Here is a 22,790-nt window from a genome sequence, read left to right as displayed (position 1 = left end):
CCTTACTTGTACCTGATAGCCGGATTAATGGCAGCGTAGAGCACATCCACCACTAAGTTAATAAGAATAAATTCCAGAGAAAATAACAGTACCTCGGCCTGAATCACCGGGTAGTCGCGCATTTCGACGGAGTCCACCAACAGTCGCCCAAGCCCAGGCCAGTTGAACACCTTCTCAACCACGATTGATCCACCAAGCAAAAAGCCAAACTGTAGTCCCATCATGGTGACCACCGGGATCATCGCATTACGCAGACCATGTTTTAACACCACCCAGGTTTCACTCACCCCTTTAGCCCGCGCGGTGCGCATATAATCTTCGCTAAGCACATCAACAAACGAGGCGCGAGTAAATCGGGCTAACACCGCAGCCACCGCCGCGCCCAGCGTAATAGACGGGAGGATGTAGTGAAGCCAGGTGTCTGCGCCCACGGTAGGCAACCAACCGAGTTCAACGGAGAATATCTGCATCAGCAGCATGCCAAGCGCAAACGCCGGGAACGAGATCCCGGTGACCGCCAGCGTCATGCTTAATCTGTCCGGCCAGCGATTTCGCCATACGGCAGCAATGATCCCCGCCGTCATACCAAACAATACCGCCCACGCCATACTGGCAATAGTCAGCCATAGTGATGGCATAAAACGACTGGCTATCTCTTCAGAAACCGGGCGACGAGAAACCATTGAGGTGCCAAAATCGCCTTGCAACACGTTGGTCATGTAATGCCAGAACTGAACATGCAGCGGCTGGTCCAGACCCAGCTGCTTGCGCACCAGTTCAATAACCTCGGCGTCAGCTTCCGGTCCGGCAATCAGCCGGGCCGGATCGCCGGGTAGCAGGTGAACAAATAAAAATACCAGCACCGCAACAATCAACAGAGTTGGAATCAACCCCAGCAGGCGCTTGAAAACATAGTTAAGCATCAGGCTCCCTTCGTCGGCCCCTGTGCTAAGGGGCCGAATGCATAGCTTATTTTAAATCCGCATCATCAAAACTAAATCCGGTATCCGGCATAATCCAGAACCCGGTCAACCGGGTACTGTGCGCCGAAATCAGTTTTTCCACCACCAGCGGGATCCACGGCGATTCTTTCCAGATAATATCCTGCGCGTCTTTGTACAGCTTCGCTTTCTGCGCCGGATCGTTAGTTTGCAACGCTGCCGCTAAATCACTGTCCACCTGCTTATTGCTGTAGAACGCCGTATTAAACAGTGTCGGCGGCCAGTTTTGTGATGCAAACAGCGGTGACAGCGCCCAGTCAGCTTCGCCCGTAGAAGCAGACCAGCCGGTGTAGAACATCCGTACTCCGCTCTCTTTCTGCGCTTTCCCTTCAACTTCCGCCGCGCGCTGACCGGCATCCATCGCTGTTACCTGAGCCTTAATGCCCACCTGCGCCAGCTGCTGCTGGGTAAATTGCAGCACTTTCTGCGCGGTACTGTGGTTATGCGATGACCATAGCGTAGTGGTAAAACCGTTCGGATAACCTGCTTCTTTCAGCAGTTCGCGCGCTTTCGCCGGGTCGTATGGCCATGGCGTATAGCTTTGCGCATAGGCTATCGACGGGGGGAGAACGCCGGTTGCCGGCGTCGCGTAACCAGCAAAAGCCACTTTCACCAGCGCCTGGCGGTTGATGGCATAATTCAGCGCTTCACGCACCTTCGGGTTGTCGAACGGTTTTTGCGTGACGTTCATGCTGATGTAACGTTGCATAATAGACGGACTGGCCACCAGTTCCAGGTTTTTGTTCTTCGCCAACAGCGACGCCTGCTCGTAAGGGATCGGGAAGGCAAACTGCGCTTCCCCAGTTTGCAGCATGGCCGCACGCGTGTTGTTGTCGGTCACCGGACGCCAGGTAATCGTATCCAGCTTTGGCAGCCCTTGCTGCCAGTAGCCCGCGAACTTCTTAACCTTCACAAAATCCGTCTGATTCCAGGTATCAAGCTGGTACGGCCCGGTCCCCACAGGATGGAAACCGATCTCCTTACCGTATTTCTCCAGCGCGGCGGGAGAAATCATCGCCGTTGCCGGGTGCGCCAGAATATTGATAAAGGCAGAGAACGGCTGTTTCAGCGTAATCTTCACCGTCGACGGATCGACGACTTCGGTTTTATCGATATTCTTATACAGGTTGTAACGTTTCAGATGGTTTTCCGGGTTACTGGCCCGATCGAGGTTAGCTTTTACCGCATCGGCATTGAAGTCGGTTCCATCCTGAAACTTCACGCCCTGGCGCAGCTTAAGGGTATAGGTCAGCCCATCATCAGAAACCGTATAACTCTCCGCGAGCACATTTTTCAGTTTCATCTCTTTATCAAGGCCAAACAACCCCTGATAAAACGACTTCGCTACCGCCTGCGACAACGTGTCATTCGCGTCATAGGGGTCGAGCGTCGTGAAATTGGACCCCACGGCTACCACCACATCTTTGGCGGCCCAGCCAGGCGATGCGGCCAGTGCAGAGACCACTCCCACAGCAACCAGCCATTTTCGAGCAACAATTTTTGTCATGTTATTCTCCTTAAACCCTGCCTGCCTGTTATAAACGCGAAAGCGCATTTTCTGGTAGCGGACGCGCAACATAATGCCCCGGACCAACTAACTGGAGTGATACGGGGGAAATCTCTTCGCCACGTTTACGAATATTGCTGGGGATATCGTCCGACAACAGCACGCGCTGGGGACGGTGATGGGATGGATCGGGGACCGGAACCGCCGCCATCAGCTTGCGAGTGTACGGATGTTGCGGATTTTCAAACACCGCCCGTCGGGTGCCTATCTCAACGATCTGCCCCAGATACATTACCGCCACACGATGACTGATCCGTTCCACTACCGCCATATCGTGGGAAATAAACAGATATGCGATACCCAATTCTCGCTGCAGGTCGAGCATCAGGTTGATGATTTGCCCACGAATTGAAACATCCAGCGCCGAGACAGATTCATCGGCAATAATCACTTTGGGATTGAGCGCCAATGCCCGTGCAATACAGATACGCTGACGCTGACCGCCGGAAAACTCGTGCGGATAGCGCCAGGCATGCTCAGGTAGCAAGCCTACACGTTCCAACAACCATGCAACCCGTTTTGACCCCGCATCGCCCTGCAATAACCCATGTACCCGTAGCGGCTCCAGAATGGAATATCCCACGGTCTGGCGCGGATCGAGCGAAGCATACGGATCCTGGAAGATAAACTGAATATCCCGACGCAGCGGCTGCAACTTGCTGGCAGCAAGGGTATCAATACGCTGTCCGTTGAAAATGATTTCCCCACGCTGAGACTCAACCAGGCGCAGCAGCGCCCGCCCGGTGGTGGATTTCCCGCAGCCCGACTCCCCCACCAGTGAGAGCGTTTCTCCCGGCCACAGGTCAAAGCTGACGTTTTCCACTGCATGCACCTCGCGAGTCACGCGATTTAGAATACCGCTGCGCAGAGGAAAACGCGTCACCAGATTGCGTACCCGTAGGATAGGCTCGCCTTCAACCACTGTGTCCTGCTCGGTTTGCGGTTCGACATGACTGGGATCGTGCAATGAAATGAGCGGGAAACGGCGCGGAAGCTCATGCCCGTTCATCGCCCCAAGCTGCGGCACGGCTGCCAACAGCGCTTTGGTATAGGGATGCTGGGGAGCGTGAAAAATTTGTTCAACGCTGCCGGTTTCTACCGCCTCGCCCTGATACATCACCAGCACGCGGTCAGCAATATCCGCCACAACGCCCATATCGTGGGTAATGAAGATCACTCCCATCGACATATCCTGCTGCAACACTTTTATCAGTTGCAGGATCTGCGCCTGAATGGTGACATCCAGCGCGGTCGTCGGCTCATCGGCAATTAAAACCGCAGGGCGACACGACAGTGCCATGGCAATCATCACCCGCTGGCGCATACCGCCGGAAAGCTGGTGTGGATAACGCGATAAAATCGCCTTCGCCTCGGGGATACGCACCTGATCGAGCATCCGCTTCGCTTCTACCATCGCCTCTTCATGGCTGACGCCCTGGTGCAAGCGTATAGACTCAGCAATTTGCTCGCCCACGGTAAACACCGGATTGAGCGATGTCATAGGCTCCTGGAAGATCATCGCGATATCCGCACCGCGCACGTGACGCATTTGTGATGCGCTCTGTTCACCCAGCTCAATAACCTGCCGGTTGCGGCGTCGCAGCAGCATTTCATCGCAGCTTACCTCGCCGCCTGCCTGTTCAATCAGATGCATCAGCGACAAGGCCGTTACCGACTTTCCTGAACCGGACTCACCAACAATCGCCAGCGTTTCGCCACGCTTCAGGCGAAATGACAGATTACGCACTGCGCTGACACGCTGCTGCTCCTGTTCAAAGGCAATATTCAGATTGCTGACTGCCAGCACGTCGCTGGCATCAAGCTCATCACTGTGTGGCAACGCTATCTCCTTTTTCCCGATAAATACCGGTGGTTGGCGTATCGCCTGCATATCCCCAGGCGCGGTACATGCCTTCGCTATTAAACGGCAAGGCGACATTGCCCTCATGATCGATAGCAATTAAACCGCCACTGCCGCCAAGCGCCGGTAATTTTTCCATCACTACGCGTTCACACGCTTCGGATAAACTCAGGCCGCCATAGTCCATCAACGCCGCAATGTCATAGGCCGCCAGCGCACGAATAAAGACTTCCCCGGTTCCGGTGCAGGAGACTGCCACACTTGCGTTATTGGCATAACAGCCTGCGCCGACCAACGGACTGTCACCCACCCGCCCAGGTAATTTGTTGGTCATCCCCCCGGTCGATGTTGCGGCCGCCAGATTGCCAAACATATCTAACGCGACCGCCCCCACGGTACCCATTTTGTTGTTTTCATCCAGCGGGCTCGCGCTATGGTCCAGTACCGTTTCACCCGCTGTTCGCGCCGCCAGTAGTTGAGCATAGCGTTCTGGCGTCGAGAAAATATCCGCTGATACGCGCTCCATACCCTGCGCAATGGCAAAGTTTTCAGCCCCTTCACCTATCATCATGACGTGTGGGCTGTGTTCCATTACCAGGCGCGCCGCGAGAATCGGATTGCGTAAATGGCTGACTCCTGCGACGGCTCCCGCATTAAGCGTGTTACCGTCCATCACGCAGGCATCCAGTTCATGGGTTTCATCACGGGTATACACCGCGCCAATTCCGGCATTAAACAACGGACACTCTTCCAGTAAGCGCACGGCTTCGGTCACCACATCCAGTGCGCTACGACCGTCTTCAAGCATCCGCTGGCCGGTTTCAACGATATCCGACAGCGCCTGTATATAACGCAACTCTTGCTCCTGACTCAGCTGCGAACGGGTGATAGCCCCTGCGCCGCCGTGAATTGCAATGACTGCTTTACCCATTTTTTTCGTCCATTAGGTGGCAGGTACCGGGGTTATAAATATCAGAATTTCTGTGACTTATTGATTCGATTTTTGAATATAGAAAGATGCAGACGTCATGTAAAGGTAAAGGCCCGTACCTCACGCCCCATCCCATCAGGTTATTTAGATGAGTTAAACAGAAAGAGTATCTTCCAACATCGTTGAATATATTATTCAAGCCGATCGGCAATCTGTTTTTTTGCATAAAACACAAAGCGTTCAACAGATGGCATAGACGCAGCCCAGTTCTTTTTGGTTAACCCCAGGTATTCTGCACGTGCGGCTTGCAGCGTATCAGCATACTCATCGGGTAATTGCGGTATAAGCCAGGAGGCAGCTTCATCTTTAGCGACAATATTGCCCGTAACTACGCTGTACCAAATACGCGCCAGAGTAAGGATGATATTTCGCTCGTCACCCTCTAAATCGCCCGGTTTCTGCCACATATCAAGGATATGCCGAAACGTTTGCAAGACATCGCTAAAAGGGATGACGTTGAATAACGTCTCAGCGGGTTCACCGAACAACGCTACGCTGACGCGCCGGGCCTGGGTCAGCAGGATGGAAAGATCAGGATCCACCTGTCTCGGTTCAAAAATTCCCGCGCGAATATCGTCACGCAACCATTCGCCAAATTGCATTTCTCTTGACGGTGGGAATCGCCACGGCACAAGTTGTGAATAGACCACAATGGTCACTTCCAGCGCCCGATAGCTATCAACGCTGCCAGGCGGTGCTGATATTTCCAGAAAACCCTGCATCAGATCTTTTCTTTGCCGGGTATTCAGTGGCAGCCTAATGGTAACCAGTAAATCGATATCGCTTTGGGGCTTTAAGCCACCTTCAACAGCAGAGCCATACAAATGAACAGCAACCAGGTCGCCCTCTATAATCCGCGCAATCAGTGCACTGGCGGCATTCACCTGTTGTCGAATTGAATTCGGGATAGTCGCAGCCATTTAGCCTCCTGGAAAAAAGCAGAAATAATGAGTCTATACTGCATTTTTCCTGTAGCGCTATTCTCTGGCAGAAAACCTGTATCAGATCGGATCCTAAGCCTGAGGTAGCATACTGTCCGCGTCCATTTTCTGACATAATGAGCAGATTCGATTTTGCCCCGCAGGAGTCTTCTCATGGAATTTACCGCCGGACTGATGCCGCTTGAAACGGCTCTCTCTCAGATGCTTTCGCGTATTACCCCACTCACCGCCGTCGAAACGCTGCCGCTGGTTCAATGCTTTGGCCGCATTCTGGCCACCGACGTCATCTCCCCGATTGATGTGCCGGGATTCGATAACTCGGCAATGGATGGCTATGCGGTGCGATTAGCCGATTTACAATCAGACCAGCCTCTTGCGGTGGCTGGCAAAGCCTTTGCTGGTCAACCATTCCACGGCGAGTGGCCTGCGGGAACCTGCATCCGCATTATGACCGGTGCCCCGATGCCTGCCGGTTGTGAAGCGGTGGTGATGCAGGAGCAAACGGAACAAACTGACGACGGTGTGCGTTTTACCGCCGAGGTCCGCAGCGGACAAAATATTCGTCTGCGCGGTGAAGATATAGCAAACGGCGCGGTGGTATTCCCTACCGGAACTCGTCTGACAACCGCCGAGCTTCCTGTTCTGGCCTCGCTCGGCATTGCCGAAGTACCGGTCGTTCGCAAAGTTCGCGTGGCATTGTTCTCCACCGGTGATGAGCTGCAACTGCCGGGTCAACCGCTGGGCGACGGGCAGATTTATGACACAAACCGTCTGACCGTTCACCTGATGCTGCAGCAGCTGGGCTGCGAAGTGATCAACTTAGGAATTATTCGCGACGATCCAAACGCGCTGCGAGCCGCATTTATCGAAGCCGACAGCCAGGCCGATGTCGTCATCAGCTCTGGTGGCGTTTCGGTAGGCGAAGCGGATTACACCAAAACCATTCTGGAAGAGCTGGGAGAAATTGCCTTCTGGAAGCTGGCCATCAAACCCGGTAAACCGTTCGCGTTTGGTAAACTGAGCAACAGCTGGTTTTGCGGCCTGCCGGGTAATCCGGTTTCTGCGGCCCTCACCTTTTATCAGCTGGTGCAACCGCTGCTGGCGAAACTCAGCGGAAACACCGCCTGTGGGTTACCTCCGCGCCAGTGCGTGCGCACAGCCTCACGCCTGAAGAAAACACCAGGGCGTCTGGATTTTCAGCGCGGTGTATTGCAGCGTACCGCGGAAGGCGAACTGGAAGTCACCACCACCGGACACCAGGGCTCGCATATTTTTAGCTCCTTTAGCCAGGGCAACTGCTTTATCGTGCTGGAGCGCGATCGCGGTAACGTTGAGGCCGGAGAATGGGTTGAGGTCGAGCCGTTTAACGCACTGTTTGGAGGCCTGTAATGGCAGAACTCAGCGACCAGGAGATGATGCGCTATAACCGGCAAATCATTCTGCGCGGCTTCGATTTCGAAGGTCAGGAAGCGCTCCAAGATGCGCGGGTACTGGTCGTTGGTCTGGGGGGACTGGGATGCGCAGCAACTCAGTACCTTGCGGGCGCTGGCGTCGGACATTTAACCCTGCTCGATTTTGACACGGTCTCCGTGTCGAACCTCCAACGCCAGACGCTGCACAGCGATGCAACCGTCGGGCAACCCAAAGTGCTATCCGCCCGTGACGCGCTAGCGCGGATTAACCCTTATATCGCCATTACGCCGGTGAATGCGCTGCTTGACGATAGCGAGATTCACGCGCTTATTGCCGAACACGATTTGGTGCTGGACTGTACGGATAACGTCAGCATCCGCAATCAGCTGAATGCCGGATGTTTTGCCGCCAGAGTCCCGCTGGTTTCTGGTGCAGCTATTCGCATGGAAGGACAAATTACCGTATTTACATACCAGGACGGTGAGCCCTGCTACCGTTGCCTGAGTCGTCTGTTCGGTGAAAATGCCCTGACCTGCGTAGAAGCCGGTGTGATGGCCCCGCTGATCGGCGTGATTGGATCGTTACAGGCGATGGAAGCCATTAAGCTACTGGCAAACTACGGTAAACCGGCATCCGGAAAAATCGTCATGTACGATGCCATGACCTGCCAGTTTCGCGAAATGAAGCTGATGCGCAACCCGGGGTGTGAGGTTTGCGGGCAGTAAAAAAGTCGGGTGGCGGCTTCGCCTTACCCGACCTACAACGGCTCGAACGTAGGCCGGGTAAGCGTTAGCACCACCCGGCAACAGCATCAGATCGACGTGCGACCGAATGCGCTCTGCCAGTCGTGCTCAAACTTCGCGACGGCAGCATCAACCGCCGGAGAGCTAATCATCTGCTGAGCAACGTCCAGCGGTAGCGTGATGGACTCGCAGCCCGCCAGCAGACAATCCAGTGCCTGACGCGGTGTTTTAAAACTGGCTGCCAGTACTTTGGCGTGCGGGGCATGCATTTTCAGTAACGTCTGCAGGTCGGCCACCGTCTGAATGCCATCCCCTCCTTGCGCATCCACGCGGTTAACGTATGGCGCAACGTATTCAGCACCCGCCAGAGCAGCCAATAACCCTTGAGCTGCACCGTATACCGCAGTACCTAACGTCGGGATCCCTTCTTCTTTCAGCAATTTTATAGCCGCCAGACCTTCTGCTGTCACCGGCACTTTGACCACGATATCAGCAATGATTGCCCGCAGCTTACGCGCATCGCTGACCATACCTTCGGCGGTGGTCGCCATCACCTGAGCAAACAGACGGCCTTGCCCTCCCATCGCTTCCTGCAGTTGCGGCAGTAGTACTTCCAGCGTCTGGTTCCCTGCCGCCACAATGCTCGGGTTAGTGGTCACCCCTGCCAGCGGGAAAATGCGCGCCAGAGCTTTTACCGCATCAACATCAGACGTATCTAAATAGAGTTCCATAACCTTTCCTCAAACGAATAATTAGCATGAATAAAAGGTAGCACGGCGAAACCTCACTGTTAGTTGACGCATGTCAATATAACTTTCATTCGAAAGTAATTTAATCTTTATACGAAAGAAAAGAGGTCGCTTATGATTTTCAATATCCAGCGCTACTCCACGCATGATGGCCCCGGTATTCGTACCGTGGTGTTCCTTAAGGGATGCTCCCTGGGCTGTCGGTGGTGCCAGAATCCGGAAAGCCGCGCCCGCACGCAGGACCTGCTTTATGACGCGCGTTTGTGCCTCGACGGTTGCGATCTCTGTGCTCAGGCTGCACCCACCGTGATTGAACGGGCGCTGGGCGGATTACTTATTCATCGCGAAAAACTGACCGATGACGCTCTCACCGTACTGACCGACTGCTGTCCGACTCAGGCGTTAACCGTCTGCGGAGAGGTAAAAAGCGTGGACGATATCATGGCGACCGTATTGCGAGATAAACCGTTTTACGACCGCAGTGGCGGAGGCCTCACCCTGTCCGGCGGTGAACCGTTTATGCAGCCAGAGCTGGCAGCTGCTTTGCTCAAAGCCAGCCACGACGCAGGCATTCATACCGCGGTGGAAACCTGTTTGCATGTCCCGTGGAAGTATATTGAACCATCATTACCTGACGTCGATCTGTTTCTGGCAGATCTAAAACACGTTGCAGATGCGCCGTTTAAACAATGGACCGATGGGCGTGCCTCTCGCGTACTGGAAAATCTAAAAAAACTGGCTGCCGCCGGTAAAAAAATGATTATCCGCGTACCGCTGATTCAGGGATTCAACGCAGACGAAGCCGCTATTCAGGCCATTACCGATTTTGCCGCCGATGAGCTTCACGTCGGTGAGATCCATTTCTTGCCCTACCACACCCTGGGCATCAACAAATACCACTTACTCAGTCAACCCTACAACGCACCGGATAAACCGCTTGATGCGCCAGCACTGCTCGAATTTGCCCAGCAGTACGCCAGCCTTAAAGGTTTAACTGCGACCCTACGAGGATAATTGCCATGACCACTCTGAAACTGGACACACTCAGCGACCGTATCAAAGCGCATAAAACGGCCCTGATCCACATCGTGAAACCACCGGTTTGTACCGAGCGCGCCCAGCACTATACCGAGATGTATCAGCAACACCTGGATAAGCCGATCCCGGTACGCCGCGCGCTGGCTCTGGCCCATCATCTGGCGGAACGCACCATCTGGATCAAACATGACGAACTGATCATTGGTAACCAGGCAAGCGAAGTGCGTGCCGCGCCTATTTTCCCGGAATACACCGTCTCGTGGATTGAAAAAGAGATCGACGACCTCGCCGACAGACCGGGCGCAGGCTTTGCGGTAAGCGAAGAGAACAAACGTGTATTGCATGAGGTGTGCCCATGGTGGCGTGGTCAAACCTTGCAGGATCGCTGCTACGGGATGTTCACTGATGAGCAGAAAGGGCTGCTGGAAACCGGCATTATCAAAGCCGAAGGTAACATGACCTCCGGCGACGCACACCTGGCGGTAAACTTCCCGCTGCTGCTGGAAAAAGGTCTCGACGGCCTGCGTCACAAAGTCGATGAACGTCGCTCCCGCATCAATCTGACATGTCTGGAAGACCTCCATGGCGATCAGTTCCTGAAAGCGATTGATATCGTGCTGGAAGCCGTCAGTCTGCACATTGAGCGCTTTGCCGCGCTGGCGCGTAAAATGGCGTCCACGGAAACCCGCACCAGCCGTCGAGATGAACTGCTGACCATGGCGGAAAACTGCGATGTGATCGCCCATGAACCGCCAAAAACGTTCTGGCAGGCATTGCAGTTATGCTATTTCATCCAGCTGATCCTGCAAATTGAATCAAACGGTCACTCGGTGTCGTTTGGTCGTATGGATCAATACCTCTATCCGTTCTATCGTCGTGACGTTGAACTGAACCAGAGTCTTGATCGTGAGCACGCTATTGAACTGTTGCACAGCTGCTGGTTGAAACTGTTGGAAGTGAACAAAATCCGTTCCGGCTCCCATTCGAAAGCCTCGGCGGGCAGTCCGCTGTATCAGAACGTGACCATTGGTGGTCAAAACCTGGTCAACGGCCAGCCGATGGATGCCGTCAACCCGCTCTCCTACGCGATTCTGGAGTCATGTGGTCGTCTGCGTTCTACGCAGCCAAACCTGAGCGTGCGTTATCACGCGGGGATGAGTAATGACTTCCTTGATGCCTGCGTGCAGGTGATCCGCTGCGGTTTCGGGATGCCAGCCTTTAACAACGATGAAATCGTCATACCGGAATTCATTAAGTTGGGTATTGAACCGCAGGATGCCTATGACTATGCGGCCATTGGGTGTATCGAAACCGCCGTTGGCGGGAAATGGGGCTACCGTTGCACCGGCATGAGCTTTATTAACTTTGCCCGCGTGATGCTGGCGGCACTGGAAGGTGGGCGCGATGCCACCAGTGGCAAAGTCTTTCTGCCACAGGAAAAAGCGCTCTCGGCTGGTAACTTCAACAATTTCGACGAAGTGATGGATGCCTGGGATACGCAGATCCGTTACTACACGCGTAAATCCATAGAAATTGAGTATGTCGTCGACACCATGCTGGAAGAGAACGTGCACGATATTCTGTGTTCCGCGCTGGTAGACGACTGCATTGAACGGGCGAAAAGCATTAAGCAAGGCGGCGCGAAGTATGACTGGGTATCGGGTTTGCAGGTGGGTATTGCCAACCTCGGTAACAGCCTGGCAGCAGTGAAGAAACTGGTCTTTGAACAGGGCGCTATTGGTCAACAACAGCTGGCCGCTGCGCTGGCCGATGATTTTGACGGTCTGACCCATGAGCAGTTACGCCAACGGCTGATCAACGGCGCGCCGAAATACGGCAACGATGACGATAGCGTTGATACGCTGCTGGCCCGCGCTTATCAGACCTATATCAATGAACTGAAACAGTATCATAATCCGCGTTACGGACGTGGCCCGGTTGGCGGCAATTACTACGCCGGGACCTCGTCTATTTCGGCAAACGTGCCGTTCGGCGCAGCAACGATGGCAACGCCGGATGGCCGTAAAGCACACACTCCGCTGGCAGAAGGCGCAAGCCCGGCTTCCGGTACGGACCATCTCGGCCCAACGGCGGTAATTGGTTCGGTGGGTAAACTGCCGACCGGTTCGATTCTCGGCGGCGTGCTGTTAAATCAGAAGCTCAACCCGGCCACGCTGGAAAATGAATCCGATAAGCAAAAGCTGATGATCCTGCTGCGTACCTTCTTCGAAGAGCACAAAGGCTGGCATATTCAGTACAACATTGTCTCCCGTGAAACGCTGCTGGAAGCAAAAAAACACCCGGATCAATATCGTGACCTGGTGGTCCGTGTAGCAGGTTATTCCGCCTTCTTCACTGCGCTTTCTCCGGATGCGCAAGACGACATCATCGCGCGTACTGAACATATGCTGTAAACAATATTGTCGGCCGGATGAGATTCCACACCGCCATCCGGCACGCTACCCTACCCATTGCCGGATGCGCTGACGCTTATCCGGCCTACAACGATTCTCCCCGTAGCCGGATGCGCTGACGCTTATCCGGCCTACAACGACTCTCCCCGTAGCCGGGTAAGGCGAAGCTACCATCCGGCTTTTTACTTTCATTCGAAATTAAATTTGTGCTACAGGTCACATTGTTATTAGAATGTTTCTGGTTGCAGTAATCGCCAGGAGCCTATCTTTATGACCATCAAAGTTATCGTCACCGATATGGACGGAACTTTTCTCGACGACGCCAAGAAATACGATCGTGCACGTTTTATGGCGCAGTATCTGGAACTGAAAAAACGAAATATCGAATTTGTCGTGGCCAGCGGCAACCAGTATTACCAGTTGATCTCCTTTTTCCCGGAGCTTAAAGACGAAATATCGTTTGTCGCTGAGAATGGCGCGCTGGTTTATGAGCATGGCAAGCAGCTGTTTCACGGCGAGCTTACCCGCCACGAATCCCGTATTGTCATTGGTGAACTGCTAAAAGATAAGCAGCTCAACTTTGTGGCTTGCGGGCTGCAAAGCGCTTACGTTAGCGAAAATGCGCCAGAGTCCTTTGTCGCATTGATGTCAAAACACTACCATCGCCTGAAACCCGTAAAGGATTATCAGGATATCGATGATGTGCTGTTCAAGTTCTCGCTAAATTTACCGGACCAACAAATCCCATTGGTTATCGATCACCTGCATGCTGCGCTGGACGGCATTATGAAGCCCGTCACCAGCGGCTTCGGGTTTATCGATCTGATCATTCCGGGCCTACATAAAGCCAACGGGATCAGCCGCCTGCTTAAACGCTGGAACCTGTCACCGCAAAACGTAGTCGCCATTGGCGATAGCGGAAACGACGCGGAAATGCTGAAAATGGCGCACTACTCTTTCGCCATGGCCAACGCGGCAGAGAATATCAAAGCGATTGCTCGCTATCAGACCGACGACAATAACCATCAGGGCGCGCTGAACGTAATTCAGGCTGTGCTGGATAACACCTCCCCTTTTAACGTCTAATCCTGCCAACCGGGGTATCCCTCATCCCGGTTTTCACTCTTTTTCTATTTTGCTCACTCCATCAAGTTTTAAACTTGCGTTAACTAAATTTTAACTTATATTATCATCTGTAAGTTAGTTAAGTTTCGAATGAAAGTTAATGCGAGGTGGATATGGCTTTTACTTTTACCAGCGACACGCTGCCCGCCGATCACAAAGCGGCAATCCGGCAGATGAAACAGCAACTGCGGGCACAGCTTGGGGATGTTCAGTTAATCTTCAATCAGTTGAGCGATGCTATCGCCACCCGCGTGGCGGAAATCAACGCCCTCAAAGCGCAAGGTGCCCCGGTGTGGCCGGTGATATCTTATGCAGATATCAAAGCGGGCCACGTAAGTGCAGAGCAGCGTGAAGAAATTAAGCGTCGCGGATGCGCAGTCATTAAAGGTCATTTCCCTCGCGAACAGGCTCTCGGATGGGACAGCTCAATGCTGGACTATCTGGACCGCAACCACTTTGACGACGTCTATAAAGGACCCGGCGATAATTTCTTCGGTACTCTGAGCGCATCACGGCCTGAAATCTACCCCATCTACTGGTCCCAGGCGCAGATGCAGGCCCGCCAGAGTGAAGAAATGGCCAATGCACAGTCGTTCCTCAATCGTTTGTGGACCTTTACAAGCGAAGGTAAACAATGGTTTAACCCGGATATCAGCGTTATTTACCCTGACCGCATTCGCCGTCGACCGCCGGGAACCACGTCCAAAGGGCTGGGCGCGCATACGGATTCCGGCGCGCTGGAACGCTGGCTTCTTCCGGCATATCAGCAGGTCTTTGCTCATGTTTTCAATGGCAAGCTGGAAGATTACGATCCGTGGCAGGCGGCGCATCGCACCGAGGTAGAAGAGTACACGGTGGATAACACCACCAAATGTTCGGTATTCCGTACCTTCCAGGGCTGGACTGCATTGTCCGATATGCTGCCAGGTCAGGGATTGTTGCATGTGGTCCCGATCCCTGAAGCGATGGCGTATGTGCTGTTACGCCCATTGCTTGACGATGTGCCAGAAGATGAACTTTGCGGCGTTGCGCCCGGCCGGGTGCTGCCGATTTCCACGCAATGGCATCCTCTGCTGATTGAAGCGTTAACCAGCATTCCACAACTGGACGCCGGAGACTCCGTCTGGTGGCATTGTGATGTGATTCACTCCGTCGCACCGGTGGAAAATCAGCAGGGTTGGGGTAACGTGATGTACATTCCTGCCGCACCTATGTGCGAAAAGAATCTGGCCTACGCCCACAAAGTGAAGGCCGCGCTGGAAAAAGGTGCGTCGCCGGGTGATTTTCCACGGGAGGATTATGAAACTAACTGGGAAGGACGCTTCACGCTGGAGGATTTGAATATCCACGGCAAACGCGCGCTGGGGATTGTTTAATTTTATATACCCTTATCCCTAAGTATCTCGTGTTACAGGTGCAACCAGCACACCTGTAACACGAGCACGACGGGATAATTATTCGACGCCTTTGCTACGCAGGTAATCTTCGTAGTTACCGGTGAAGTCGATTACGCGTTCCGGCGTAATTTCAATCACGCGGGTTGCCAGCGAGCTGACGAACTCACGGTCGTGAGAAACGAAGATCAGCGTGCCCTGGTACATTTCCAGCGCCATGTTCAGCGACTCGATAGATTCCATATCCAGGTGGTTGGTCGGTTCATCCATAACCAGAATATTCGGTTTCTGCATCATCAGCTTACCGAACAGCATGCGTCCTTTTTCACCACCGGAGAGCACTTTCGCAGGTTTCTTGATATCGTCCTGGCTGAACAGCAGACGACCAAGGAAGCTACGTACTACCTGCTCATCATCGCCTTCCTGCTTCCACTGACTCATCCATTCGAAAACAGTCAGATCGTTTTCGAACTCATATTCATGATCCTGCGCGTAGTAACCGACCTGGGCGTTTTCAGACCACTTAACGGTACCGTTGTCCGGCTGCAAGTCGCCAACCAACGTTTTCAGCATGGTGGATTTACCCACGCCGTTGGCACCAATGATGGCAACCTTCTCCCCTACTTCCAGCAGCAGGTTGAAGTTTTTAAACAGCGGGCCTTCATCAAAACCTTTCGCCAGCGCTTCCACTTCCAGCGCGTTACGGAACAGTTTCTTATCCTGTTCGAAGCGGATGAACGGGTTCTGACGGCTGGATGCCTTCACTTCGTCGAGCTTAATCTTATCAATCTGACGCGCACGAGAAGTCGCCTGTCGAGATTTAGACGCGTTGGCGCTAAAGCGGCTGACGAAGGATTGCAGATCGGCAATCTGTGCTTTCTTCTTGGCGTTATCGGCCAGCAGACGTTCACGCGCCTGGGTTGCCGCCGTCATGTATTCGTCGTAGTTACCCGGATAAACACGCAGTTCGCCGTAGTCCAGATCCGCCATGTGCGTACAGACCATGTTCAGGAAGTGACGGTCGTGCGAAATGATGATCATGGTGCTGTCACGCTCGTTCAGCGTCTGCTCCAGCCAACGGATGGTGTCGATATCCAGGTTGTTCGTTGGTTCGTCGAGCAGGAGAATGTCCGGGTTAGAGAACAGCGCCTGCGCCAGAAGCACACGCAGCTTCCAGCCGGGTGCGACTTCGCTCATCGGGCCGTAATGCTGTTCTACCGGAATACCTACGCCCAGCAGCAGTTCACCCGCACGCGCTTCCGCAGAGTAGCCGTCCATTTCGCCATACTGAACTTCGAGGTCAGCAACTTTATAGCCGTCTTCTTCGCTCATCTCGGCCAGAGCGTATATGCGATCGCGCTCCTGCTTCACTTCCCACAGTTCAGCGTGACCCATGATCACGGTGTCGAGCACGGTGAACTCTTCAAAGGCGAACTGATCCTGGCGCAGCTTACCAATGCGCTCGTTAGGATCGAGGGAAACGTTACCCAGCGTCGGTTCGAGGTCGCCGCCGAGAATTTTCATAAAAGTGGATTTACCGCTACCGTTCGCGCCAATCAGGCCGTAACGGTTGCCGCCGCCAAATTTGACGGAAATATTTTCAAACAGCGGCTTACTGCCGAACTGCATGGTGACGTTGCTGGAAACTAACACTGGCGTATCCTGAAAGAGAAAGAAATATGTGACAAACCGCTTATTATGCCATAAGTCTGCAAGAAGATCGCGTCTTCATGCGGAAGGGAAAAAGTGAAACCAAAAGGAAAAAAATGTGATTTAGTACACATCCGAATTCCTTGTTGCTCAGATTGCACATATAATGCGTGCCCAACACTACATAAATCTCAACCCACTAGCCTGCCTGGCACTGAATCTCGCATACATGAATATGAATATGAAATTAACAACGCTTTTCGCGGCGGCACTCGCAATAGTTGGTTTTTGTAATACCGCTTCAGCCGTCACGTACCCGCTGCCGACTGATGGTAGCCGTTTGATTGGCCAAAACCAGGTCATTACTATTCCTGAAGGCAACACCCAACCGCTGGAGTATTTTGCGGCAGAGTATCAGATGGGTCTGTCTAACATGCTGGAAGCCAACCCGGGCGTGGATACCTTCCTGCCGAAAGGCGGCACCGTGCTGAACATTCCTCAGCAGTTGATCCTGCCGGATACCGTGCATGAAGGTATTGTTATCAACAGCGCTGAAATGCGTCTGTACTACTACCCGAAAGGCACCAACACCGTAATTGTTCTGCCGATCGGTATCGGCCAGCTGGGCAAAGACACGCCAATCAACTGGACCACCAAAGTAGAACGTAAAAAAGCGGGCCCAACCTGGACGCCAACGGCGAAAATGCATGCGGAATACCGCGCTGCGGGCGAACCGCTGCCAGCCGTTGTTCCGGCAGGTCCGGATAACCCGATGGGACTGTACGCGCTATATATCGGTCGCCTGTATGCTATCCACGGCACCAATGCTAACTTCGGCGTAGGCTTACGCGTCAGCCACGGTTGCGTGCGTCTGCGTAACGACGACATCAAATTCCTGTTTGAAAATGTGCCAGTCGGCACCCGCGTACAGTTTATCGATGAGCCGGTAAAAGCCACTACCGAACCAGACGGCAGCCGTTACATCGAAGTACATAACCCACTGTCTACGACTGAAGCACAATTCGAAGGCGGAGAAATCGTACCGATTACCCTGACCAAGAGCATTACCAGCATCACCGGTCAGTCTGACGTCGATCAGGCCGTCGTTGAGCAGGCGGTACAGAACCGTTCAGGTATGCCGGTTCGTTTGAACTAATCTGCTATATATGCCCGATGGCGCTACGCTTATCGGGCCTACCAACGCAGTAGGCCGGATTAGGCGCCAACCGCCATCCGGCACACCACATCAATTACATCAACAGCAGCAAACCATACCCCACCAGCGACGCCCATATCAGCATCGGTACCGAATACCAATGAAAACGCCACCAGATCCGTCGGTCGTTTGCCATCCGTAACGCAATGAGATTCGCCAGCGATCCCGGCAACAGCCCGAAGCCGCCCACATTAACCGCCCAGGCCAGCAACAGCGTCGGCGGGACATAGTTCAGCAGCAAAATCGTACTCGGCACATTACTGATAAACTGCGACAGGCCAATAGCCGTCAACCAAAGTCCCGGCGCTGAGAGCGTGCCAACTTGGTGGGTAATGCCCTGCAAGGCCGGGAGCTGCGTCAACAAATGCACATCAATGAACATCGCCATAAACACTAACAGCAACGTCCAGTCCACGCTGAGGATCACGCGACGCGCCAGCACCATGAACCCTGCCGCCACAATCGCCAGACCCCACAGCTCTTGCTTTAACTCCAGCGCCGCCAGGAAGATGATATACAGCGCCAGACAGCTCCATACCAGGCGTGGTTGCCAGTCAGGCGCGCGCGTACCGGTATGATAGTGCAACGCTTTATGCGGGAAACTGAACCAGCACAGCACCACCAGCGTCAGCATCATGGCCCCCGCAAGCGGCGCCATTTGCCAGGTAAACGCGGTAAACGATAAGCCTGAGCGTCCCCACATCAGAATGTTTTGCGGATTACCTATTGGCGTGAGCAACGATCCGGCGTTTACCGCCAGCGCCTCAAAGATAATCAGGCGATTCACCGGAATGGCACATAATTTTTTCAGGGTGATGGTCAGCGGAACAACAATAAACAATGCAACGTCGTTGGTCAGAAACGTCGACAACAACGCCGCCGCCAGCACCATAAATATCGCCAGCTGGCGCTCTGTTTTGAAGCGGCGGGTCATCTTGCGCCCTAACACATCGAAATAACCGCTTAGCTCCACGCCTTTGGTCAGTAACATCAGCCCGCTAAGCGTGATAATCGTGTGCCAGTCAATTGCCCCTGACCAGGACCGGGGCGTAAATGGCGTGAACAGACTCAGTACAACCCCAACGATGATTAACAGCTGGAAAAAACGATCGCGCTGTAAGGCACGTAATAAAGGAAAACTCATTCAGAGCCAGTTCCTTGCTGTTGCGTAAACCGGCTAAAAGCCTCCAGCGTTTCCTTACTGACGTGATGCTCCATCCCCTCCGCGTCGCGACGGGCAATTTCCGGGCTGATGCCTAACATCAACAGGAAATTTTCCACAATCTGATGACGTTCCCGGCTCTCCTGGGCTAGTCGTTCACCTTCTGCGGTTAAAAACACCCCACGCCACGGGATCATTTCAATCAATCCGACTGAAGCAAGGCGCTTAAGCATTTTAGCAACCGTCGGCTGGGAAACCCCAAGTCGTGCGGCCATATCCACCTGGCGCGCTTCACCCACCTCAATAATGAGATCGGAAATCAGCTCTACGTAGTCATCAATCAGTTCGCGGCGATGCGCCTCCCGGACCTGACGAAATCCTTCAACGTGTTCTTCGACATTCACCAATTGCGTCACTTTTTTTGTTGTTGGCATACCTGCGCGACGACTCATTCTGCTTCCTCGTTACTGTGACGCGTTAACGGCATCTGATTAGAGAGCGCTCATTGTAAACCAGAGTTGCGTGGGCACAAAAAATTAACGTTTTAGCAATAGCTATATAATATAGCCTGTGCTATATCTGTATATAATAAAGACATCCCTCAAGGACTGATGGGATTGTGAAGTCAGGAGGTTTACATGAATGAATTTAAGAGGTGCATACGCGTGTTTAGTCACTCTCCCTTTAAAGTACGGTTGATGCTGATCTCTATGCTGTGTGACATGATTAACAGCAAACCAGAGCAGGATAAACCTTCAGAAAAATAATGCGGCGTCGCGGTACGCCGCTTCATTTTCCTGCCGTCATTCGGGTACGGTGGTGGTTTTCGTCTCAATAACCCTTCTTTTTGTCAGTTTTGCCACGTCCCTCGCAAAACAATTTCTTTGTAGTAGTTGACCTTCTCTTGCGCACACTCTATCTTTTCGCAGCCCTGCGTATATTGCGGCTCGCGGATGCGGACCCTATCCCTCTTCTCGCTCTCTCAGGCAGGCAATGACCCTTAGCGCCAGGGTAAGCACATGGCGTTTTTGTAACAGTGGCATATGAATTTAACCCTCAAAGATTCAATCATTGCTCGTAGCCGGGCAATTAGTCCGTGGACTGGCCTCTATTTCTTACAGTCTCTGCTAATAAACCTTGCTCTGGGCTATCCGCTTAGCCTGCTCTATAGCGTTGCTTTCACCTGTATATTGATGCTGCTGTGGCGTAGCGCGCCGCGCGCGCAGAAGGCACTGATTGGCATTTGCTCACTCATTGCGGCAATGTACTTTCCGTTCGGCCAGGCTTACGGCTCACCGAACTTCAATACCTTGCTGGCGCTGCACTCAACCAATATGGAAGAGTCAACCGAGATCCTGACCATCTTCCCCTGGTACAGTTATCTGGTTGGGGTGTTTATTTTTGCCCTTGGCGTTATCGCCGTACGCCGTAAAAAAGATGTGCAGCAGCGCAGCTGGAATAAGTTCGACAGCATTTGTTTGCTGTTTAGCGTTGTCGCATTCTTTGTTACCCCGGTACAGAACCTGGCCTGGGGCGGCGTGTTCAAGCTGAAAGACACTGGCTATCCGGTTTTCCGTTTCGCCAAGGACGTTATCGTCAATAACAACGAAGTGCTCGACGAACAAGAGCGTATGGCGAAACTGTCGAGCGTAAAAGACAGCTGGACGGTAACCGCCGTTAAACCGAAGTATCACACCTACGTCGTGGTAATCGGTGAAAGCGCCCGCCGCGATGCGTTAGGCGCGTTTGGCGGTCACTGGGATAACACCCCGTTTGCCAGCTCCGTTAACGGCTATATCTTCGCGGATTACATTGCTGCCAGCGGTTCAACGCAAAAATCGCTCGGCTTAACGCTTAATCGGGTAGTGGATAATAAACCCCAGTTCCAGGATAACTTTGTCACCCTGGCTAACCGCGCGGGCTTTCAGACATGGTGGTTTTCCAATCAGGGACAGATTGGTGAATACGATACGGCCATCGCCAGCATTGCGAAGCGCGCTGATGAGGTTCAGTTCCTCAAAAGCGGTGACTTCGAAGCGGATAAAAACACCCGTGACGAAGCGCTGTTGAAGATGACTGCCCAGGTGCTGGCAACCGAGCGCACCCAGCCACAGCTCATCGTGCTGCATTTAATGGGCTCGCATCCGCAGGCCTGTGACCGAACGCAGGGTAAATACGAGACTTTCGTCCAGTCAAAAGAGACATCTTGTTATCTGTACACCATGACGCAGACGGATGACCTGCTGCGCCAGCTTTACGAGCAGTTACGTAACAGCGGAAATAGCTTCTCGATGGTCTATTTCTCCGATCATGGCCTCGCGTTTAAAGAGCGGGGAAAAGAGGTGCAGTACCTGGCGCATGACGATCAGTTCCAGCAGAATTTCCAGGTGCCTTTCATGGTGCTGTCGAGCGATGATAAAGCGCATCGGGTGATTAAAGCTCGTCGCTCCGCCAATGATTTCCTCAGCTTTTTCTCGCAGTGGACGGGGATAAGCGCAAAAGAAATCACCAACAGCTACCGCTTTATCTCAGAGAAAAAAGCCGGGCCGGTGTACATCACCAACTTCAAACTGCAGAAGGTGGATTACAACCATCTGGGTACCGATATTTTCTCAACCAAATAATACGCTTGTAGGCCGGATAAGACATTTTGCTACCGATGCCTGATGCGCTGCGCTGCGCTTATCAGGCCTACAACGACATTCCTTCCTGCATTACACGCAAAAAAAATCCGCCCCAAGAGGCGGATTTTTCATATCACCGAAGTGATTAGAAGCGGTAACCCACGCCAGCAATCCAGGTGCCAACGTCAACGCTACGAATACGGCTCTGCTCGTAGGAGAAGTCCAGAGCAACGTTTTCGATCGGGTTGAACTGCAGACCAGCACCGTAAGAGAAACCGTAGTCGCTGGTGCTGTGGTTGTCAGCCGGAGATGCTGCGTTCTGGAATTTACCGTAACCAACACCCACTACACCATAGATGCTTGCCCAGTCGTTCAGACGGTAAGCCGGACCAGCAGTGATGCCGTAGTACTGGGTTTTGTTGTAGTCGCCAGAAGCATCGGTACGATCTTTTTCAGTGTAAGTGAAGGAACCGATAACACCCAGCGGGTTGTTGTCCTGCTCGTAGCGATACTTCAGGTTGAAACCGTTCATTTTGTTCGCTGCGCCCTGAGCATCGCTCTGAGCGTAACCACCGGTAACGGTAGAAGTAGCAGCTACAGCAGTACCTGCGGAGAAAGCCAGAACAGCGGCCAGTGCTGAAAGACATGCAATTTTTTTCATAACCACCTCAAATGTGCTTCAAGTAAATCTTAAGTTTTAAATATACCAAAAATTGATGGGAAACTCTTTGCGATTCGCGATGTCTAACGGGGTCTTTCATGTAACAGAACATTTCAAAAACCCGCTATCTCTTTCAATTAACATCACTTTTTCAACTGAAAATACCATTATTGCGCGCACAATATGGCACATTCATCCAGAACATTCCTAATCACACAGATTATTAATCCATCATTTTCA

Annotated in this window: 19 protein-coding genes; 9 read left to right on the top strand and 10 right to left on the bottom strand. The window is 53.0% G+C overall.

Features of this window, described 5'->3' with window-relative positions; translation table 11 throughout:
- Positions 1–2 precede the first annotated feature (2 nt).
- From gsiC to C2U43_RS08175, 5 genes are all read right to left on the bottom strand, one after another.
- The gene (gsiC, locus tag C2U43_RS08195; protein WP_032942797.1) at positions 3–923 is read right to left on the bottom strand and encodes a glutathione ABC transporter permease GsiC; all 921 of its coding nucleotides are present in this window, start codon (positions 921–923) and stop codon (positions 3–5) included.
- Between the two features lie 46 nt (positions 924–969).
- The gene (gsiB, locus tag C2U43_RS08190; RefSeq protein ID WP_057067351.1) at positions 970–2,508 is read right to left on the bottom strand and encodes a glutathione ABC transporter substrate-binding protein GsiB; all 1,539 of its coding nucleotides are present in this window, start codon (positions 2,506–2,508) and stop codon (positions 970–972) included.
- Between the two features lie 28 nt (positions 2,509–2,536).
- Positions 2,537–4,408: a glutathione ABC transporter ATP-binding protein GsiA gene (gene gsiA, locus C2U43_RS08185; RefSeq protein WP_103284938.1), complete on the bottom strand. Its 1,872-nt coding sequence runs from the start codon at positions 4,406–4,408 to the stop codon at positions 2,537–2,539.
- On the bottom strand, positions 4,395–5,360 hold the full coding sequence (gene iaaA / locus C2U43_RS08180; RefSeq protein ID WP_003836974.1) for a beta-aspartyl-peptidase: 966 nt from the start codon (positions 5,358–5,360) through the stop codon (positions 4,395–4,397). Before iaaA ends, gsiA begins: the two co-directional genes overlap by 14 nt.
- A 191-nt stretch (positions 5,361–5,551) precedes the next feature.
- The gene (locus tag C2U43_RS08175) at positions 5,552–6,340 is read right to left on the bottom strand and encodes an aminoglycoside adenylyltransferase family protein (protein WP_103284937.1); all 789 of its coding nucleotides are present in this window, start codon (positions 6,338–6,340) and stop codon (positions 5,552–5,554) included.
- A 174-nt stretch (positions 6,341–6,514) separates the two neighbouring features.
- Between C2U43_RS08175 and moeA the strand changes: the two genes are divergently transcribed.
- Complete coding sequence (moeA, locus tag C2U43_RS08165; RefSeq protein WP_103284935.1) at positions 6,515–7,750, top strand: molybdopterin molybdotransferase MoeA; 1,236 nt, start codon at positions 6,515–6,517, stop codon at positions 7,748–7,750.
- The gene (gene moeB, locus C2U43_RS08160; protein WP_103284934.1) at positions 7,750–8,499 is read left to right on the top strand and encodes a molybdopterin-synthase adenylyltransferase MoeB; all 750 of its coding nucleotides are present in this window, start codon (positions 7,750–7,752) and stop codon (positions 8,497–8,499) included. The genes moeA and moeB overlap by 1 nt, the downstream gene beginning before the upstream one ends.
- An 86-nt stretch (positions 8,500–8,585) precedes the next feature.
- Here moeB and fsa read toward each other — a convergent pair whose 3' ends face one another.
- The gene (fsa, locus tag C2U43_RS08155) at positions 8,586–9,248 is read right to left on the bottom strand and encodes a fructose-6-phosphate aldolase (RefSeq protein ID WP_032942786.1); all 663 of its coding nucleotides are present in this window, start codon (positions 9,246–9,248) and stop codon (positions 8,586–8,588) included.
- A 132-nt stretch (positions 9,249–9,380) separates the two neighbouring features.
- Between fsa and C2U43_RS08150 the strand changes: the two genes are divergently transcribed.
- The 4 genes from C2U43_RS08150 (at position 9,381) to C2U43_RS08135 (ending at position 15,219) form a co-directional block, all read left to right on the top strand.
- The gene (locus C2U43_RS08150; protein WP_103284933.1) at positions 9,381–10,280 is read left to right on the top strand and encodes a glycyl-radical enzyme activating protein; all 900 of its coding nucleotides are present in this window, start codon (positions 9,381–9,383) and stop codon (positions 10,278–10,280) included.
- A 5-nt stretch (positions 10,281–10,285) separates the two neighbouring features.
- Positions 10,286–12,718, top strand: coding sequence for a glycyl radical protein (locus C2U43_RS08145; protein WP_103284932.1), 2,433 nt, complete (start codon positions 10,286–10,288; stop codon positions 12,716–12,718).
- A gap of 270 nt (positions 12,719–12,988) precedes the next feature.
- Positions 12,989–13,804, top strand: a complete 816-nt coding sequence (locus tag C2U43_RS08140) for a Cof-type HAD-IIB family hydrolase (protein ID WP_103284931.1) — start codon at positions 12,989–12,991, stop codon at positions 13,802–13,804.
- Between the two features lie 152 nt (positions 13,805–13,956).
- Positions 13,957–15,219, top strand: coding sequence for a DUF1479 domain-containing protein (locus C2U43_RS08135; protein WP_103015135.1), 1,263 nt, complete (start codon positions 13,957–13,959; stop codon positions 15,217–15,219).
- A 78-nt stretch (positions 15,220–15,297) separates the two neighbouring features.
- Here C2U43_RS08135 and C2U43_RS08130 read toward each other — a convergent pair whose 3' ends face one another.
- On the bottom strand, positions 15,298–16,890 hold the full coding sequence (locus C2U43_RS08130; protein WP_008784214.1) for an ABC-F family ATPase: 1,593 nt from the start codon (positions 16,888–16,890) through the stop codon (positions 15,298–15,300).
- 232 nt (positions 16,891–17,122) lie between these two features.
- Between C2U43_RS08130 and ldtB the strand changes: the two genes are divergently transcribed.
- Positions 17,123–18,043 (top strand): L,D-transpeptidase, encoded by a 921-nt coding sequence (ldtB, locus tag C2U43_RS08125; protein WP_008784213.1) that lies wholly within the window; start codon positions 17,123–17,125, stop codon positions 18,041–18,043.
- 94 nt (positions 18,044–18,137) lie between these two features.
- On the opposite strand, the gene C2U43_RS08120 is transcribed toward ldtB, so the two are convergent.
- Positions 18,138–19,247: an anion transporter gene (locus C2U43_RS08120; RefSeq protein WP_103284930.1), complete on the bottom strand. Its 1,110-nt coding sequence runs from the start codon at positions 19,245–19,247 to the stop codon at positions 18,138–18,140.
- Entirely contained in the window at positions 19,244–19,717 is a 474-nt protein-coding gene (gene mntR / locus C2U43_RS08115; RefSeq protein WP_003831586.1) for a manganese-binding transcriptional regulator MntR, read from the bottom strand. The genes C2U43_RS08120 and mntR overlap by 4 nt, the downstream gene beginning before the upstream one ends.
- 186 nt (positions 19,718–19,903) lie before the next feature.
- Between mntR and mntS the strand changes: the two genes are divergently transcribed.
- The gene (gene mntS, locus C2U43_RS08110) at positions 19,904–20,032 is read left to right on the top strand and encodes a manganase accumulation protein MntS (protein WP_003831584.1); all 129 of its coding nucleotides are present in this window, start codon (positions 19,904–19,906) and stop codon (positions 20,030–20,032) included.
- Between the two features lie 276 nt (positions 20,033–20,308).
- Positions 20,309–21,889: a phosphoethanolamine transferase gene (locus tag C2U43_RS08105; RefSeq protein WP_048214618.1), complete on the top strand. Its 1,581-nt coding sequence runs from the start codon at positions 20,309–20,311 to the stop codon at positions 21,887–21,889.
- A 145-nt stretch (positions 21,890–22,034) separates the two neighbouring features.
- On the opposite strand, the gene ompX is transcribed toward C2U43_RS08105, so the two are convergent.
- A complete protein-coding gene (gene ompX / locus C2U43_RS08100) occupies positions 22,035–22,550 on the bottom strand; it encodes an outer membrane protein OmpX (protein ID WP_048214619.1) in 516 nt (171 codons plus the stop codon).
- Positions 22,551–22,790: the final 240 nt, after the last annotated feature.

The sequence above is a fragment of the Citrobacter freundii complex sp. CFNIH9 genome (assembly GCF_002903305.1).
Taxonomy (GTDB): Bacteria; Pseudomonadota; Gammaproteobacteria; order Enterobacterales; family Enterobacteriaceae; genus Citrobacter; species Citrobacter portucalensis.
The sequence above is the reverse complement of the archived record's forward strand: the minus strand, read 5'-3'. Positions and strand labels throughout refer to the sequence as shown.